The organism is Streptomyces xanthophaeus, assembly GCF_030440515.1.
Taxonomy (GTDB): Bacteria; Actinomycetota; Actinomycetes; order Streptomycetales; family Streptomycetaceae; genus Streptomyces; species Streptomyces kutzneri.
On the sequence record NZ_CP076543.1, the window covers coordinates 5555334 to 5572351 of the forward strand.

The 17018-nt window shown below is 72.4% G+C and carries 17 protein-coding genes; 6 read left to right on the forward strand and 11 right to left on the reverse strand.

The window, feature by feature from the left end; genetic code table 11:
- Window positions 1-70: 70 nt before the first annotated feature.
- Entirely contained in the window at window positions 71-2521 is a 2451-nt protein-coding gene (locus tag KO717_RS24710) for a beta-glucosidase family protein (protein ID WP_301371386.1), read from the forward strand.
- 87 nt (window positions 2522-2608) lie between these two features.
- On the opposite strand, the gene KO717_RS24715 is transcribed toward KO717_RS24710, so the two are convergent.
- Window positions 2609-3508 (reverse strand): SGNH/GDSL hydrolase family protein, encoded by a 900-nt coding sequence (locus tag KO717_RS24715; protein WP_301371388.1) that lies wholly within the window; start codon window positions 3506-3508, stop codon window positions 2609-2611.
- Window positions 3509-3757: 249 nt separating this feature from the next.
- On the opposite strand from KO717_RS24715, the gene KO717_RS24720 reads away from it, so the two are divergent.
- Window positions 3758-4252: a DUF3145 domain-containing protein gene (locus tag KO717_RS24720; protein WP_030160508.1), complete on the forward strand. Its 495-nt coding sequence runs from the start codon at window positions 3758-3760 to the stop codon at window positions 4250-4252.
- Between the two features lie 112 nt (window positions 4253-4364).
- Here KO717_RS24720 and KO717_RS24725 read toward each other — a convergent pair whose 3' ends face one another.
- The 5 genes from KO717_RS24725 to KO717_RS24745 form a co-directional block, all read right to left on the reverse strand.
- The gene (locus KO717_RS24725; protein ID WP_301371392.1) at window positions 4365-5642 is read right to left on the reverse strand and encodes a beta-ketoacyl-[acyl-carrier-protein] synthase family protein; all 1278 of its coding nucleotides are present in this window, start codon (window positions 5640-5642) and stop codon (window positions 4365-4367) included.
- A gap of 79 nt (window positions 5643-5721) precedes the next feature.
- Window positions 5722-5970: an acyl carrier protein gene (locus tag KO717_RS24730; RefSeq protein WP_030009997.1), complete on the reverse strand. Its 249-nt coding sequence runs from the start codon at window positions 5968-5970 to the stop codon at window positions 5722-5724.
- Between the two features lie 57 nt (window positions 5971-6027).
- Window positions 6028-7032, reverse strand: coding sequence for a ketoacyl-ACP synthase III (locus KO717_RS24735; protein WP_030009996.1), 1005 nt, complete (start codon window positions 7030-7032; stop codon window positions 6028-6030).
- Between the two features lie 19 nt (window positions 7033-7051).
- Window positions 7052-7969 carry an ACP S-malonyltransferase gene (locus KO717_RS24740; RefSeq protein WP_301371396.1) on the reverse strand — a complete coding sequence of 306 codons (918 nt, stop codon included), beginning with the start codon at window positions 7967-7969 and terminating at the stop codon, window positions 7052-7054.
- An 89-nt stretch (window positions 7970-8058) separates the two neighbouring features.
- Window positions 8059-9276 (reverse strand): PucR family transcriptional regulator, encoded by a 1218-nt coding sequence (locus KO717_RS24745; RefSeq protein WP_301371398.1) that lies wholly within the window; start codon window positions 9274-9276, stop codon window positions 8059-8061.
- A 92-nt stretch (window positions 9277-9368) separates the two neighbouring features.
- Here KO717_RS24745 and KO717_RS24750 point away from each other — a divergent pair, with 92 nt between their 5' ends.
- On the forward strand, window positions 9369-10037 hold the full coding sequence (locus KO717_RS24750; protein WP_301371399.1) for a pirin family protein: 669 nt from the start codon (window positions 9369-9371) through the stop codon (window positions 10035-10037).
- A gap of 6 nt (window positions 10038-10043) precedes the next feature.
- On the opposite strand, the gene KO717_RS24755 is transcribed toward KO717_RS24750, so the two are convergent.
- Window positions 10044-10862, reverse strand: coding sequence for a serine hydrolase domain-containing protein (locus KO717_RS24755; protein ID WP_301374723.1), 819 nt, complete (start codon window positions 10860-10862; stop codon window positions 10044-10046).
- A gap of 78 nt (window positions 10863-10940) precedes the next feature.
- On the opposite strand from KO717_RS24755, the gene KO717_RS24760 reads away from it, so the two are divergent.
- A complete protein-coding gene (locus KO717_RS24760) occupies window positions 10941-11339 on the forward strand; it encodes a MerR family transcriptional regulator (RefSeq protein WP_301371401.1) in 399 nt (132 codons plus the stop codon).
- On the forward strand, window positions 11336-12358 hold the full coding sequence (locus KO717_RS24765; protein WP_301371403.1) for an aldo/keto reductase: 1023 nt from the start codon (window positions 11336-11338) through the stop codon (window positions 12356-12358). The genes KO717_RS24760 and KO717_RS24765 overlap by 4 nt, the downstream gene beginning before the upstream one ends.
- A 50-nt stretch (window positions 12359-12408) precedes the next feature.
- Here KO717_RS24765 and KO717_RS24770 read toward each other — a convergent pair whose 3' ends face one another.
- From KO717_RS24770 to KO717_RS24780, 3 genes are all read right to left on the reverse strand, one after another.
- Window positions 12409-13269: a DUF4429 domain-containing protein gene (locus KO717_RS24770; protein WP_301371405.1), complete on the reverse strand. Its 861-nt coding sequence runs from the start codon at window positions 13267-13269 to the stop codon at window positions 12409-12411.
- Window positions 13270-13335: 66 nt separating this feature from the next.
- Complete coding sequence (locus tag KO717_RS24775) at window positions 13336-14487, reverse strand: alpha/beta hydrolase (RefSeq protein ID WP_437184651.1); 1152 nt, start codon at window positions 14485-14487, stop codon at window positions 13336-13338.
- 219 nt (window positions 14488-14706) lie between these two features.
- Window positions 14707-15369, reverse strand: a complete 663-nt coding sequence (locus KO717_RS24780; protein ID WP_301371407.1) for a TetR/AcrR family transcriptional regulator — start codon at window positions 15367-15369, stop codon at window positions 14707-14709.
- 386 nt (window positions 15370-15755) lie between these two features.
- Here KO717_RS24780 and KO717_RS24785 point away from each other — a divergent pair, with 386 nt between their 5' ends.
- The gene (locus KO717_RS24785; RefSeq protein WP_301371409.1) at window positions 15756-16157 is read left to right on the forward strand and encodes a peptidase inhibitor family I36 protein; all 402 of its coding nucleotides are present in this window, start codon (window positions 15756-15758) and stop codon (window positions 16155-16157) included.
- Here the strand turns inward: KO717_RS24785 and KO717_RS24790 are convergent.
- Window positions 16138-16995, reverse strand: coding sequence for a potassium channel family protein (locus tag KO717_RS24790; RefSeq protein ID WP_301371411.1), 858 nt, complete (start codon window positions 16993-16995; stop codon window positions 16138-16140). The two genes, KO717_RS24785 and KO717_RS24790, sit on opposite strands and share 20 nt — an antisense overlap.
- Window positions 16996-17018 lie beyond the last annotated feature (23 nt).

Sequence of the window (17018 nt, forward strand, 5' to 3'; positions counted from 1 at the left end):
GTTCAACAGGTAACAGGTCCACGATGGGGGCACCGCACCGAGCAACCGCACCCAACGAGGAGGCACGGCCGTGACCGATGCCGATCAGGTCCGCGAACAGAGCCGCAACGACGCCGTCGAGGCGGCGCTGGGCAAACTGGACCTCGACACCAAGACCCGGCTCCTGGCCGGCCAGGACATGTGGTCCCTGCCCGCCGTCCCCGCGATCGGGCTGGAGTCCCTGGTCTTCTCCGACGGGCCCATCGGAGTCCGCGGCGTGCGCTGGACCGCCGACGACCCCTCGATCGCCCTGCCGTCCCCGACCGCGCTCGCCGCCGCCTGGGACCCGGAGCTCGCCCGCCGCGCCGGCCGGCTCCTCGCCCAGGAGGCCCGCCGCAAGGGCGTGCACGTCCTCCTCGCGCCCACCGTCAACCTGCACCGCTCCCCGCTCGGCGGCCGGCACTTCGAGTGCTATTCCGAGGACCCGTACCTCACCGGCGCCGTCGGCTCCGGCTATGTGAACGGCGTCCAGGACGGCGGCGTCGGCACCACCGTCAAGCACTTCGTCGGCAACGACGCCGAGACCGACCGGTTCACCGTCGACAGCGTCATCGCCCCGCGCCCGCTGCGCGAGCTGTACCTGGCCCCCTTCGAGGCCATCGTCGCCAATGCCCACCCCTGGGGCATCATGACCGCCTACAACCAGGTCGACGGCACGACCATGACCGAGCACCAGTACCTGGTGAACGAGGTCCTGCGCGCCGAATGGGGCTTCGACGGCTGCAACGTCTCCGACTGGATGGCCGCCCGCTCCACCGCCGGCGACATCCTGGGCGGCCTCGACGTGGCCATGCCCGGCCCCACCACCGTCTACGGCCCCGCCCTCGCCGAGGCCGTCCGCGCCGGCGAGGTCCCCGAGTCCGCCGTGGACGAGGCCGTGCGCAACGTCCTGCGCCTCGCCGCCCGCGTCGGCGCCCTGGAAGGCGCCCCCGCCGCCGTGGAGAGCGCCCCGGCCCCGATCGACGGCCAGGCGCTGGCCCGCGAGCTCGCCGCCCGCGGCTTCGTCCTGGTCCGCAACGAAGGCGCACTGCCGCTCGACGGGGCCGCCCGGCGCACCGTCGCCCTCTCCGGAGCCGCCGCCCGGGACGCCCGTGTCCTCGGCGGGGGCAGTGCCACCGTCTTCCCCGAGCGGATCGTCTCCCCGCTCGACGGCCTCACCGCCGCCCTCCCCGAAGGGGCCCTCACCTACAGCATCGGCGCCGACCCCTCCGACGAACTCACCCCCGCCGGCCAGGGCTTCGAACTCCACGCCGTCTGCCGCGACGCCACCGGCGCCGTCCTCGGCGAGGGCGGCCTGCCCTCGGGCCAGGTCCAGTGGATCGGCGACGACCTGCCCGCCGGGGTCACGTACGAGACCATGGCGAGCATCGAGGTCCGCGGCACGTTCGTGCCGCGCGAGAGCGGCGAGCACGCCTTCGGCACCCGCGGACTCGGCGCCTTCGCCCTGTCCGTCGGCGGCGAGCAGCTGTGGAGCGGCGTCCAGGAGATGGGCAACGAGGCCGACCCCTTCGAGGCCTTCTTCGGCGCTCCCAGCGAGCGCGCCCGCCTCACCCTCACCGAGGGCGAGCCCGTCGAGGTGTCGCTGACCTTCCAGGTCCCCGACATGTCCGCGCTGCCGCTCAGGGCGGTCATGTTCTCGTTGCTCCACCTCGGCCCGCGGCGCGACGCCGACGAGCTGATCGCCGAGGCCGTGGCCGCCGCGCGCGAGGCCGACACCGCCGTCGTGGTCGTCGCCACCACCGAGCGCGTGGAGTCCGAGGGCTTCGACCGGCAGGACCTCACCCTCCCCGGCCGCCAGGACGACCTGGTGCGCGCCGTCGCCGCCGTGAACCCGAACACGGTGGTCGTCGTCAACGCGGGCTCCCCGGTGGAGCTCCCGTGGCGCGAGGACGTGGCCGCCGTCCTGCTGACCTGGTTCCCCGGGCAGGAGGGCGGGGCCGCGCTGGCCGACGTACTCCTCGGCGACGCGGAACCGGGCGGGCGGCTGCCCACCACCTGGCCCGCGCGGTTCGCGGACGCGCCCGTCACCGAGGTCGTGCCGACCGAGGGGCGCCTGGAGTACCGCGAGGGGCTCTTCATCGGCTACCGGGCGTACGAGAAGCACGCCGTGACTCCCGCCTACCCCTTCGGGCACGGACTCGGCTACACCGACTGGACGTACGACTCCCTGGAGGTCACCGGCGACACGGTCCGGGTCCGCCTCACCAACACGGGCACCCGCCCCGGCCGCGAGGTCGTCCAGGTCTACCTGGCGCCCGCGCACGACAGCGCGGAGCGCCCGGCGAGCTGGCTGGCCGCCTTCGCGGGCGTCGCGGCGGGCGCCGGCGAAAGCGTCGAGACCGAGATCGCCCTGCCCGCCCGGGCCTTCGAGATCTGGGACGAGGAGGCCCGCCGCTGGCGGCGGATCGGCGGCACCTACGAGGTCCGCGCGAGCCACTCGCACGGTGACACCCGGCTGACCGCGACGCTCGACATCGCGTGACACACCGTATGGCCGGAAATCACCCCTGAGAACCGGTCCGGGGGCGGGCCCTGACTCCCGCCCCCGGACCCGCCGCGCGCCGGGGCGTCAACGCGGCGGGTCGGCCGCCGTCACCTGGCGGTGCGCCAGTTCCGCGAGCCGCGCCTGCCCGTCCTTGCCCGGATGGAACCAGTCCCAGCGGCTCAACTGATCCGCCGCGAAGGGGTACTGGAACACGGCGCCGCCGTCGTAGCGGCACAGCGCGTCCTTCGCGCAGACCTCGCGCAGCACCTCGTTGTACTCCACCACCCGCGCCCGCACCTGCTCCCGCCGGGCGGTCGCCCCCGAGGCCGCCGACAGCGGATCGGCGAGCATGGACTGACAGATCCCCAGCTTCCAGATCTGCCGCACCATCGGGAGGTCCTTGCCCTGCTCCCACAGCCGCTGCAGGTCCGGCACGCTGGAGACGTACACCTGGGAGGCGGGGGACGCGGTCCGCAGGCCCGCGAGAGCCTGCTCGAAACCGGACCGGAACTCCGCCACCGGCGTCATCGACGAAGCCGTGGGCCGGCAGGCGTCGTTCGAGCCCACCATGACCGTGACCAGGTCGGGCTTGTGCGCGGCGGCCCCCGCCAGCTGAGCCGGCAGGTCCGCCATCCGGGAGCCGGTCACCGCGTAGTTCCAGCTCCGGGCGGGCGCCTCGGCGTCCCCGAGCAGCCGGGCGGCGAGGGAGCGGACCGCGGGGTCGTTCCCGGTGGCCCAGGAGACCTCCGGGCAGTCGGCCAGGACCGAACAGGCGTCGAAACCGCGCGTGATGGAGTCGCCCACGGCCGCGATCGAGGCGGGCGCCGTGTTCCAGCGCGGTGCGCCCGGCGCCCCGCTCTCTCCGCCCTGCCCGCCCGACCCGCCCGAGCTGCACCCGGTGGCCGCCCCGGCCAGCAAGGCGACCGCCGCGCCCGCTCCCGCGAGGGTCCGGCGCGCGCGACGGTGCGGAGCGGTGGTGCGCATGGGAAGGGGCCCTCCTTGTCGTCCCCACATCGTTCGGGGGGTCCTGCTGAGTGAAAGCTCTGTGTTTACGGGTCTTGGAGCGACCGTACGTCACACCATGACCCCTGGCGCACGGTAGCTTTTTCCCGTGGCGTTTCGGCCGCAGGTCCCGTAGCGCAATGTCAAATAATTTCCGTTACATTACATCACGTCACATACTGTCCGTTTTCTGGAGTTTATTCCCGACCTCGTCCCACACTGGAGGTCCCGGTGACGACACGTGGAGTTCTGTACGTGCATTCCGCACCGCGCGCGCTCTGCCCGCATGTGGAATGGGCTGTTGCGGGCGTGCTCGGGGTGCGGGTGAACCTCGACTGGATCAGACAGCCCGCCTCCCCGGGCACCTGGAGAGCCGAGTTCTCCTGGCAGGCCGAAGCGGGCACCGCCTCGAAACTCGCCTCCGCGCTGCGCGGCTGGCACCTGCTGCGCTTCGAGGTGACCGCGGAACCGTGCCCGACCGCCGAGGGCGAGCGCTACAGCTCCACCCCGGAGCTCGGCATCTTCCACGCCGTCACCGGCATGCACGGCGACATCCTGATCCCGGAGGACCGGCTGCGCGCCGCGCTCGCCCGCTCCGCGCGCGGCGAGACCGACCTGGAGGCGGAGATCGCCAAGCTGCTCGGCAAGCCGTGGGACGACGAACTGGAGCCCTTCCGCTACGCGGGCGAGGGCGCCCCGGTCCGCTGGCTCCACCAGGTGGTCTGACCCCGCCGCAGGCATGCGGCGGTCACGCAGAAGCCCCGTAGCAGGCACGCAGAAGGCACGCAGAAGGCCCACCCGGATTCACCGGGTGGGCCTTTCGCGTAGCTCGGACGTACTAGACCGTGCGGAATGCCAGGGTCACGTTGTGGCCGCCGAAGCCGAAGGAGTTGTTGATCGCGGAGATCGGGCCGTCGGCCGGCAGCTTGCGCGGCTCGCCGACGACGATGTCCGCGTCGATGTCCTCGTCGAGGTCGTCGATGTTGATCGTCGGCGGGGCCAGCCGGTTGTACAGCGCCAGCACGGTCGCGACGGTCTCGATACCGCCCGCGCCACCCAGCAGGTGACCCGTCATCGACTTGGTCGCGGAGATCGCGATGTGGTCGAGGTCGTCGCCCAGCACCTTGCGCAGGGCCTTCAGCTCGGCCGTGTCACCCTGCGGGGTGGACGTGGCGTGCGCGTTCAGGTGGACCAGCTCGGCCGGGTCGAGACCCGTGTTGTCGAGCAGGTTCTGCACCGCGGCCGCGACACCGCGGCCGGTCGGCTCCGGCTGCGCGATGTGGTGGCTGTCCGCGGACAGACCCTGGCCCAGCACCTCGCAATAGACCCGGGCGCCGCGCGCGGCGGCGTGCTCGGCGGACTCCAGGACGACGACGCCCGCGCCCTCGCCCAGTACGAAGCCGTCACGGGCCTTGTCGTACGGGCGGGAGGCCTGCTCGGGGTTCTCGTTGTTCTTGGACATCGCCATCATGTTGGCGAACGCGGCGATCGGCAGCGGGTGGATCGCCGCCTCGGTGCCGCCCGCGACGACCACGTCGGCGCGGCCGGAACGGATCATCTCGACGGCGTAGCCGATGGCCTCGGCGCCGGACGCGCAGGCGCTGACCGGAGTGTGCACGCCCGCCTGGGCGTTGACCTCCAGGCCGACGTTGGCCGACGGGCCGTTCGGCATGAGCATGGGGACGGTGTGCGGGGAGACCCGGCGCACACCCTTGTCCTTCAGGACGTCGTACTGGTCGAGCAGGGTGGTGACACCGCCGATGCCGGAGGCGATCACGGTGCCCAGACGCTGGGGCGCGACGAAGGCGCCCGTTTCCGTCTCTTCGCCGGCCGGGGTCGTGTAACCGGCGTCGGCCCACGCCTCGCGGGCCGCGATGATGGCGAACTGCGCCGAGCGGTCCAGCTTGCGGGCCAGCGGCCGGGGCAGGACCTCACTCGGGTCGACGGCGGCCCGAGCGGCGATGCGTACCGGGAGTTCGGCGAAGCGCTCGCCCTCCAGGGGCTTCACGCCGGAACGGCCGGCAAGCAGACCTTCCCAGGTCGAAGCGCTGTCGCCACCCAGCGGAGTGGTTGCGCCGATACCGGTGACGACCACGGTGCGATTGGTCGGGCTCACAGGAATTCTTTCTCCACGTCTCAGGGGGTGCTGAATTGTCACGGCGCCACCGCCAGGTGGCGACAAACGCTCGTCAGGCTCAGGCCTGGTGCTTCAGGATGTAGTCAGCGGCGTCGCCGACCGTCTTGAGGTTCTTGACGTCCTCGTCCGGGATCTTGACGTCGAAGCGCTCTTCGGCGGCGACGACGACCTCGACCATGGAGAGCGAGTCGACGTCCAGGTCGTCGGTGAAGGACTTCTCGATCGCGACGTCCTCGGTGGGGATACCGGCGATCTCGTTGACGATCTCCGCGAGACCCTCGACGATCTCTTCCTGCGTGGCGGCCATGTGGCGCTCCTTCTATAGCTAACTGAGGTGGAACAGGGTGGGATGTGGATCCCGGCCCTAGGGGAGGGTAACGACCGTCGCGGCGTAGACGAGCCCCGCCCCGAAGCCGATGACGAGCGCGGTGTCGCCGCTCTTCGCCGCTCCGGTCGCCAGGAGCCGCTCCATAGCGAGCGGAATCGAGGCGGCCGACGTGTTGCCGGTGGTCTCCACGTCACGGGCGACCGTGACGTGCTCCGGCAGCTTCAGAGTCTTCACCATCGAGTCGATGATCCGCATGTTCGCCTGGTGCGGAATGAAGACGTCCAGGTCGTCCGCGGTGATCCCGGCCGCGTCGAGCGCCTGCTGGGCCACCTTGGCCATCTCGAAGACGGCCCAGCGGAAGACCGCCTGACCCTCCTGGGTGATGGCCGGAAACTTCTCGCCGCCGTCCTTGCCGAGGTACTCGTCCCACGGCACGGTCTGCTTGATCGTCTCGGACTTGTCGCCCTCCGAACCCCACACCGTGGGGCCGATGGCCGGCTCGTCCGAGGGACCGACGACCACGGCGCCGGCGCCGTCACCGAACAGGAAGGCCGTCGCGCGGTCCTCCAGGTCGGTCAGGTCCGAGAGCCGCTCCACGCCGATGACGAGGACGTACTCCGCGGAACCTTCCACCACCAGGCCCTTGGCCAGGGTCAGGCCGTAGCCGAACCCGGCACAGCCGGCGGAGATGTCGAAGGCGGCGGGCTTGCCCGCGCCGATCCGGTGCGCGATCTCGGTCGCGACGGCCGGGGTCTGCTTGAAGTGCGAGACCGTCGAGACGATCACGGCACCGATCTGCTCCGGGGCGACACCGGCGTCGGCCAGCGCCTTCCCCGAAGCCTCCACCGACATCGCGGAGACGGTCTCCTGGGGCGAGGCCCAGTGCCGGGTCGCGATGCCGGAGCGGGAGCGGATCCACTCGTCGGACGAGTCGATGGTCTCGAGGATGACCTCGTTGGGCACCACACGGGTCGGGCGGTAGCCGCCGACACCGAGGATGCGGGCGTAGGGGGAGCCCTTGGCCGGCTTGATCTTGGACATGCTGTGTGGGCTCCTTCTCTCAGGCCGTCAGTTCGGCGATGAGCGCCGCGGCCTTGTCGAGATCGTCCGGGGTCTTCAGAGCCACGCTCGGTACGCCCTTCAGCGCGCGCTTGGCCAGACCCGTCAGGGTGCCACCGGGGCTGAGCTCGATGATTCCCGTGACGCCCAGTGCGGCGAACGTCTCCATGCACAGGTCCCAGCGGACCGGGTTGGCGACCTGGCCGACCAGGCGGGCGACGACATCGGCGCCCGTGGTGACGACAAGGCCGTCCTTGTTCGAGACGTACTTCAGCGCCGGGTCCGCCGGGGTGAGGGCCTCGGCGGCCTTCTCCAGCGTGGCGACCGCGGGGGCCATGTGGTGCGTGTGGAACGCGCCCGCGACCTTGAGGGCGACGACCTTCATGGAGCCTTCGGGCTTGTCGGCCTCCAGAGCGGCGATCTGCTCCATCGTGCCGGCGGCCACGATCTGACCCGCGCCGTTGATGTTCGCGGGCGTCAGGCCCAGCTTCTCCAGGTGTGCGACGACCACGTCGGGGTCACCGCCGAGGACCGCGGCCATGCCGGTCTCGGTGACGGCGGCGGCCTCGGCCATCCCCAGACCGCGGGTCCGGACGAACGACAGCGCGTCGGCCTCGGACAGCACGCCGGCGTAGGCGGCGGCGGTGATCTCACCGACGCTGTGGCCTGCGACGGCGCCGAAGGCGGCCGGGGAACCGAGCGCGGACGCGGACAGCAGGCCCGCGGCGACCAGCAGGGGCTGGGCCACGGCCGTGTCGCGGATCGCGTCGGCATCTGCGTTCGTGCCGTAGTGGGCAAGGTCGAGCTCGATGGCGTCCGACCACGCGGCGACGCGGTCAGCGGCACCGGGAAGTTCGAGCCAGGGAGTCAAGAAGCCGGGCGTCTGAGCGCCTTGGCCGGGAGCGACGAGTACGAGCACCCTCACACTCTCTCTTGTGGATGGTCCCTGCCGCCCGTGGGGACAGGGACGAAGAACGGTCGGGGTAATTGTTGATGTCCGACAAAAGTCTAGGACTGGGGGTCGCCGTCGGCCAGACGCCCGAGAATCAGGGCGATTCGCAGCGTGAACGCCGAGCGGACATCGGAAGGAGACCATCCGGTGACGTCGGTCACACGTCGTAGCCGGTAGCGCACCGTGTTGGGGTGCACGAACAGCATCCGCGCCGCCCCCTCCAGGCTGCTCGCCTGCTCCAGGTAGACGCTCAGGGTCTCCAGCAGTGCGGACCCCGCCTCCTCCAGTGGTCTGTAGATCTCCTCCACCAGCTGATCCCTGGCGGCGGGATCGGAGGCGATGGCACGTTCCGGCAGGAGATCGTCCGCCAGGACCGGCCGAGGGGCATCCTGCCAGGCCGTGCACGCTTTCAGCCCGGCCGCCGCGGCCTGCGCCGATTTCGTCGCGTTCAGCAGGTCGGACACCACCGGTCCGGCCACCACCGGTCCCGCCGCGAACGGTCCGATCAGCGACTTGGCCACCTGGATCGGGTTGTCGCTGCCGCCCGCGATGACGACCAGCCGGTCCCCGAGCACGCCCGTGAGGACCTGGAGCTTGTGGTGACGGGCCGCGCGCCGGATCGCCTCCACCGTCAGCTCGCTGTCGCCCTCCGGCGCGGTGCCGAGCACCACGCACACGTGCTCCGGGGAGTTCCAGCCCAGCGCCGCCGCCCGCGACAGCGCACCCTCGTCCGCCTCGCCGGACAGCACCGCGTTGACGACCAAGGACTCCAGCCGGGCGTCCCAGGCCCCGCGCGCCTCGGCGGCCTGCGCGTACACCTGGGCGGTCGCGAAGGCGATCTCCCGGGCGTACACGAGCAGCGCCTCGCGCAGGATCGACTCGTCGCCGGGCGCGGCCACCTCCTCGATCGCGGACTCCATGACCTCGATCGTGGTGCGGACCATCTCGACGGTCTGGCGCAGGGTGATCGCCCGGGTCAGCTCGCGCGGAGCCGTCCCGAAGACATCGGTGGAGATGGCCTGCGGGGTCTCCGGGTGCCTGAACCACTCCGTGAACGCGGCGATACCGGCCTGGGCGACCAGGCCGATCCACGACCGGTTCTCGGGCGGCATGGCCCGGTACCACGGCAGGGTCTCGTCCATGCGCGCGATCGCGTTGGCGGCCAGCCGGCCCGCGGACTTCTCCAGTCGGCGGAGGGTCGCGGTGTGCGGATGGGCGGGAGCGGGATGCGCGGCATGTGTGGCGGGCGAATGCTCACGTTCGGGTTGGGGCACGTGACAAGACTGCCTTATCGGGACGGGTACGCGGAGTCCGGTCCCGCCCGCGGCCCGCGCCCCGGTCCGCGCCGGGGTCTACCGTGGCGTCCATGATTGATGTTCGCCCCGGCGCCGACCGGTACGAGGGCGGGGACCCGGCCGCCGGGATCACCACCCGGCACGCCTTCTCCTTCGGCGCCTTCTACGACCCGGACAATCTGCGCTTCGGGCCGGTGCTCGCCTGCAACGAGGAGACCCTCGCGCCGGGCGCCGGCTTCGACGAGCACCCGCACAGCCACACCGAGATCGTGACCTGGGTGATCGAGGGCGAGCTCACCCACCACGACAGCACCGGAGAGAAGAGCGTGGTGCGGCCCGGGGACGTACAGCGGCTCAGCGCCGGATCCGGGGCGCGGCACGTGGAGCGCAACGACGGCCCCGGGCGGCTGCGTTTCGTGCAGATGTGGCTCGCGCCCCTCGCCGCGGGCGGCGAGCCCTCGTACGGGGTCGTCCGCGGGATCACCGACACCGCGCCCTACGAGGTCCCCGCGGCCGGCGCCGTGCTGCACGTCCGGCGGCCCGGCGCGGGCGAGCGTGTCACCGTACCCGCGGCCGACCGGGTGTACCTGCACGTGGTGCGCGGGGACGTGCGCCTGGACGGGGCGGAGCTGGGCCCCGGGGATTCGGTACGGATCACCGCCGAACGGGACCTGGAGGTCGTCGCCGGGTCCCCGGGGGAGCTGCTGATCTGGGAGTTCCCCGCCCCCTCCGGCGACTAGGCCGTCCTAGCGGGAGCGCAGCTCGGCCAGCACCGCGTCGGTGAACGGCGTCCAGGCCTCGGCCGCCCACGGGCCGAAGGCGCGGTCGGTCAGCGCCACGCACGCGGCGCGCGCGTCCGGGTCCACCCACAGGAAGGTGCCGGCCTGGCCGAAGTGGCCGAAGGTCCGCGGCGAGGAGGAAACGCCCGTCCAGTGCGGGGACTTGTGGTCGCGGATCTCCAGGCCGAGGCCCCAGTCGTTGGGGGACTGGTGCCCGTATCCCGGCAGGACGCCCTTGAGTCCGGGGTGGACCACGGAGGTGGCCTCGGCGACCGTACGGACGTCCAGCAGCCGCGGCGCCTGCAGCTCGGCGGCGAACCGCAGCAGGTCGGAGACGGTCGAGACGCCGTCCTTGGCGGGCGAGCCCTCCAGGGTGGTCCGCTCCATGCCCAGCGGCTCGAAGACCGCCTGGTGCAGGTACTCCGCGAAGGGGATGCCGGTGGCCTTGGCGATGTGGTCGCCGAGCTCCTCGAAACCGGCGTTCGAGTACAGCCGGCGCTGCCCGGGCGGGGCCGACACCCGGTGCTCGTCGAAGGCCAGGCCGCTGGTGTGCGCGAGCAGGTGACGGACCGTCGACCCCTCGGGCCCGGCCGGCTCGTCCAGCTCGATCGCCCCCTCCTCGTACGCGACGAGGGCGGCGTACGCGGAGAGCGGCTTGGTGACCGACGCCAGGGCGAACCGGTGGTCGACGGGCCCGTGGGAGCCCGCCAGGCTCCCGTCGGCCCGTACGACGGCCGCCGCGGCGGTCGGCACCGGCCAGGTCTCGATGATCCGCAGGCTTTCCATGCCGTTCCCGTCCTCCGCGCTGTCCATGTCGCCGAGCCTACTTGCTTGGAGTGCACTCAAGGGTTTTAGCGTGGAGTCATGAGCCAGAGCCTGACGCAGACGCGGTACACGATCAGCGAGGTCGAGGCCCGGACCGGTCTGACCCAGCACACCCTGCGCTGGTACGAGCGGATCGGCCTGATGCCGCACGTGGACCGCTCCCACTCGGGGCAGCGGCGCTTCACCGACAAGGACCTCGACTGGCTGGCCTTCGTGGGCAAGCTGCGCGCCACGGGGATGTCGGTGGCGGACATGGTGCGGTACGCCGAACTGGTCCGCGAGGGCGAGCACACGGTGGGGGAACGCCGGGAGCTGCTGGAACGCACGCGCCGCGAGGTGCGCTCGCGGATCACGGAGCTCACGGACGCGCTCGCCGTACTGGACTACAAGATCGATCTGTACGCCATGAAAACGGTATCGGGGAAGGCACAGCAATGACGGAGCACGGCACCACCCTCGAACAGGTAGAGCTCGGCAAGGGCGGCCCGCTGGTCGGCGTCCAGGGGCTCGGATGCATGGGCATGAGCGAGTTCTACGGGGACACCGACGAGGCGGCGGCCCGGGAGACCCTGGACGCGGCGCTGGCCGCCGGGGTCACCCTCTTCGACACCGCGGACGTCTACGGGCGGGGGCGCAACGAGGAGTTCCTGGCGCCCTTCGTGGCCGCCCACCGGGACGAGATCACCCTGGCGACGAAGTTCGCCATAGAGCGCACCGACGACCCGCAGTACCGGGGCATCCGCAACGACCGCGGCTACGTCCGCGCGGCCGTGGAGGCCAGCCTGCGCCGGCTCGGCGTGGACGTCATCGACCTGTACTACATGCACCGGCGCGACCCGGCCGTGCCGTTCGCCGAGTCCGTCGGCGCCATGGCGGAGCTGGTGCAGGAGGGCAAGGTCCGCCACCTGGGCCTCAGCGAGGTCACCGGCGCGGAGCTGCGCGAGGCGCATGCCGTGCACCCGATCGCGGCGCTCCAGTCGGAGTGGTCGCTGTTCAGCCGGGACGTGGAGCGCAGCGCGGTCGGCGCGGCGGCGGAGCTGGGTGTGGCCTTCGTGCCGTACTCCCCGCTCGGCCGGGGCTTCCTGACCGGGTCCTTCGCGGACGCCTCCGCGGAGCTGTCGCAGGACGACTTCCGCCGCTACCAGCCGCGCTTCAACGGCGACAACGCCAAGGCCAACGCGGAGCTGCTGGTCCCGGTCCGGGAGATCGCCGCGCAGCGCGGTGCGACCCCGGCGCAGATCGCCCTGGCCTGGGTGCAGCAGCGGGCGAAGGTGCACGGGCTGACCGTGGTCCCGATCCCGGGCACCCGCAAGCCCGGGCGGCTGCGCGAGAACACCGGGGCTACCCGGATCACCCTCACCCAGGCCGAGCTGGACCTGCTGGAGCCGATCGCGGCGCAGGTCGCCGGGAACCGCTACCCGGACATGAGCTTCACCTCGGCGGCGCGGGAGGCTTAGGCGGACACGGCCTCAGGCCGTCCCTTCCGGATCGTGCCGCCGGGCACCGCTCAGAGCGACTCGGCGGCGAACCGGTCCCGCAGCGCCGCGTACTCCGCGTCCGTGAGCAGACCCGCCGTGTGCAGCTCGCTCAAGTGCCGCAGCCGGTCGTCGCCGGAGCGGGCCCGTGGCACGGAGGCGACCGGGGTACGGGCGCGCAGGGCGGCCAGGACGGCCGCGGCGAACGGCAGCGAGTCGTGCACCGCCCCGTAGCCCGTGCCGAAGACGGCCGCCGCCAGGTCGTGGTCCGGGCGGGGGTCACCGGTGGTGTCCCGCAGCAGCAGCCGCAGGTGCCCGCCGGGGCCTTCGGGGGAGCTCCACTCGACGCCGGTGAGCGCGGCCAGCGGGAAGCGCTGGTCGCCCGCCTTCCACTTGGTGCTGGAGGCGCCTGTACGGGACCACTGGAAGGTGATCGCCGAGCCGTCGAATCCCACCCGGGCGTCGTACGCCTTCAGGTGCAGCGGCGGCTGCGGCACGTCGACGAGGAAGCGCGCGGACGGCTCGGCGGCATCGGGCCCGAGCCGGGACCGCAGCTCGTCGGCGAACGCCGTGGCGGCCGGCGCCCGGTCGCCCGGCAGCACCAGCCGGTACGGGTCGCAGGCCTCCTTGAGCTGCCCGGCGGCGGCCTCCATCAGCGGATCCGCACCCGGCCGCGGCAGGGCGCGCAGAACCACCGTGTCCCGCTTGTTGCCGGTCACGGTCACGGTCACGGCGGACACCGCTTCGAGGGGGATCCGGCGCGAGCCCAGGGCATGCCAGAGTCGCGGCAGCCTCGGCGTTCTGATCCCCCGTGCGAAGCGGATGAGCACCGAGTCCGAGTCGAACTCCCAGACGGCATGATTTCCGGCCAGTACGTCACCCATGCGGCACATCGTAAACGGCGGCGCCCCCGCGCGTCCCCCCGGTTGCGGGGACCGATTTCCGCGCCTCTACGCGCGTCAGTCCTGCTCTGTCCCGGAAATCCCGCGCCGGCACGCATCGTTCCCGGTCGCACAGACAACGGAAGCGAACGCGCCGGTTCCGATCTTGGCGAAGTTGTCCATAGAGTCCGTGCCTGGCGCGAAATAGCCGGTGTGGCTCTTGGCCCGGGCCGAGGACAGCAGCCGCGCGCCGAACGCCGGGGAGACCGGATCGGCGCCGTGGCCCAGACCGCCGACCTCCAGGTGCGGCACGTCCGCGATCCAGTCGCCCTCGTCGCGCGTCGCCCAGACCCGCGCCGAGGTGTGCAGCCCGGCGACGTTCTCCGCGCGCATCCCGGGGCTGCCCGCCACCACCACGTCGGTCACCCGGCGCGGCAGCTCGTGCGCCGCGACCCCGCAGACCACCGATCCGTAGCTGTGGCAGAACAGCGCCACGCTCGCGTCCCCGGGCAGGGCCGTGGTCAGGGACTTCAGCAGGACGGCGCCGTCGACGGCCATGCGGCCCGTGGCGGCGTCCACGCCGATGCCGGTGGGGGCGGTGTAGCCGGCCCAGGCGATGACCGCTGTCCGGCTGTCCGGCTCGGCCGCCCGCTGGGCCTCGTACAGGGACTCGGCCATGCCGACCGGCGAGGTCAGGCGGCGCTGGGTGCGCTCGAAGGTGAGTACGTCGGTGTCGACACCGGGGACGATCACCGAGACCCGCTCGGCCCCGGAGAGATCACCGAAGACCTCGGCCACGCGGCCGTTGCCGCTGGGGTCGAAGGCGAGGATCTGGCGGCCCGGCTCGGTGAGCGAGGCGAAGCGGTGGGAGCGCCGGATGGCCGTGGACCGGTCGGCCGGGGTCAGCGCGACATCGCGGCTGCGGGCCTCCTCGACCCGGCGGGCCTGCTCCAGGCCCTGCTGGTTGGCCCGGTAGCGGACGGCGGCGGGGGCCCCGTCGAGGTTGCCCACGACGAGCGGATAGCCGTCGGCGAGCCGGGCGCGCTGAGTACCGTCGAGGCCCGCGAAGAAACGGGCCACCGTCCGTGCGGGGGCATCCGCGGGGGGCACCGGGCGGCCGTCGACCCGGGCCTTGGCCCAGGCACCGAGGGCCGCGACCCGCAGCGGGGTGTCCTTCTCGGGCTGGTGCACGGCCGTCCAGCCGGTGGTCGCCAGCATGATGAAGACCACCGCCAGCGCGAGCAGGGCACGCAGGGCGGCAGGGCGCGGGTCGGCGCCGAGGGCGGTGGGGTGGGCAAGGCCGGGCAGGTTCACTGTGACCAGCGTATGAGACGTCTTACGCCACAGGCGTGCCGGGTGACAGGACTCACGGCCGACCGTGGGACTCCGTGAGGGCCGGGCGAAGGACCCGCCGGCGCGCCGGAAGACCGGACGGCGCGGGCCGCCGGGCTACGCGGACCCGCGCCAACTGGAGGTCAGAGCCGGGCCGATCCGGTCGAGATAGGTCTCCGTCAGTCCTCGGATCGACTCCACACTGGTGTCCTCGCCCTGCCCCCAGAGCCGCCCCGTGACGCGCATCACGCCGCAGAACGCGGCGACCGCGACCCGCGGCCTCGGATCGGCGTCCACGTCCAGTCCCTCGCGGGCGCCGATCAGCCGGGAGATCCGCTCCTCCAGCTCCGTGGAGCGCCGCAGGTGCACGGCGAGCAGGGCCGGCGTGGACTCGATCAACCGGTAGCTGCGCATGTAGAGATCGACCGGGACCACCTCGGACAGGGCCAGCTCGACGCTGTCCCAGGCGGCGAGCGCCGCGCCCCGCAGGGCCTCGAAGGGCCCCTCGGCCGCCGGCCGGGCGTGCAGCTCGGCGACGAACCGCGACTCGACCAGCTCCTGGAGGGCGAAGACGACCTCCTCCTTGTTGGCGAAGTACCGGAAGAAGGTGCGCTGGGACACGTTCACGGCGTCGGTGATCTCGTCGACGGTGGTGCGCTCGTACCCCTGGGAGAGGAACAGCAGGAGGGCGGCGCGCAGCAGCGCGTTCCGGGTGCGCCGCTTCTTGCGCTCGCGCAGCCCGGTCACCGGCGCGGCCGTCGCCGACCGCTCGTCGGTCATCACCGCGGGGCTCCCTTCTGACGCCGAGTGGGCGGTCAGCGTACCGGTGACCGACGGGGCGGCGACCGCTGCGTTAAGCCGTTTGCGACGTCCCGTCCGAGGTCCTCGGCCGGCCGGCGGGAGCGTTCGCGCATGACACGTTCGGGTGCGCGCCGGGCCCGGTCCGCACCCCGGCCGGGGCGGCCGCGGGCCCGGCCCCACGGCTCCCGGAGGCGTCAACTCCGTACGTACCAAGGCCATGCCGGAGGGTTCCGCCGGTGCTGTCGCCTATCCGGGTGGACCCGTCCGGGGCCTCTTCCGCCCGCCCGTCGCCGCAGGTCAGCGTGGTGTCGGCGGAGCTTTCGGAAACGGTCCGGCGCCCGCCGTCCACAAGGAGTTGACCCGTCATGCGTACGTGTCGAAACACCCGCGCCACCACCACGACCACCCTCGCCGCGACCGTCCTGGCCCTCACCGCCCTCATCCCGAGTACGGCCACCACGGCGCACGCCGCGGGCCCGCCGACCCTCGGGGCCTGCGCGACCGGGCAGCTGTGCCTGTGGGCGAAACCGGAGTTCAAGGGAGCACGGCAGACGCACGAGCTCAGCAACCTGGACATCAACAGCTGCACCGCGCTGCCGGCCGGGACCAGCGCCCAGTCGCTCACCAACCGCACCGGGCGCCCGGTGACCACCTACCAGTCGGCCGAGTGCGCGGAGACGGGCGAGTTCCAGACCTATCCGGGCGACGGGGTCTGGCTGCCCCAGTCGCCCTACCAGGTGCGGGCGTTCAAGGTGTGGGAGAGGTAGCTTCCCGCTGGGCCGGGGCGTTCGGCGGGTCGGCCGGAGCTGCGTCCGTGGTCGTGGTCGTGGTCCCGCCCACGGCCACGGCTGCGGCCGGGACCACGGACGCGGCCGGGGCCGTGGTGCCGCCCAGCCGGGCGACCTCGCCGCGCAGCGCCCGTACCTCGTCCTGCAGTTCCCGGATGGCCGCCAGCTGGAGCATGTCCGCCCGGTCGTCGCGTTCGAAGCGGGAGATGAACCACGCGGCGATGTTGGCGGTCACCACACCGAGCAGGGCGATCCCCGACAGCATCAGACCGACGGCCAGGACCCGGCCGAGACCGGTGGTGGGCGAATGGTCCCCGTACCCGACCGTCGTCATCGTGGTGAAGGACCACCACACGGCGTCGCCCAGGTTCTTGATGTTCCCGTCGGGGGCGTCCCGCTCCACGCTGAGCACCGCCAGCGAGCCGAACATCAGCAGCCCCACGACGGCCCCGGCCACATACGTCGTCAGCTGGATCTGCGGAGCCATCCGGGCCCGCCGGCCCACCAGCATCAAGGTGGCGACCAGCCGCAGCAGGCGCAGCGGCTGCACGAGCGGCAGCACCACGGCGGCCAGGTCCAGCCAGTGGGTCCGGACGAAGTGCCTGCGGTCCGCCGTGAGGGCGAGGCGGACCAGGTAGTCGACGGCGAAGGCCCCCCACACCACCCATTCGACGTGCGTGCAGGCCCGGTGCACCTCCGCGCGCGCGTCGGGGGCGACGATGGGCACGGCGTACGCCACGGCGAAAGCCACGGCGAGCAGGAGCAGCGGGGTCTGGCTCCGCCGCTCCCACAGCAGCTGGCGGGAGGGTTCCTTCATGCCGAGCATCGTAAGGAACCCGT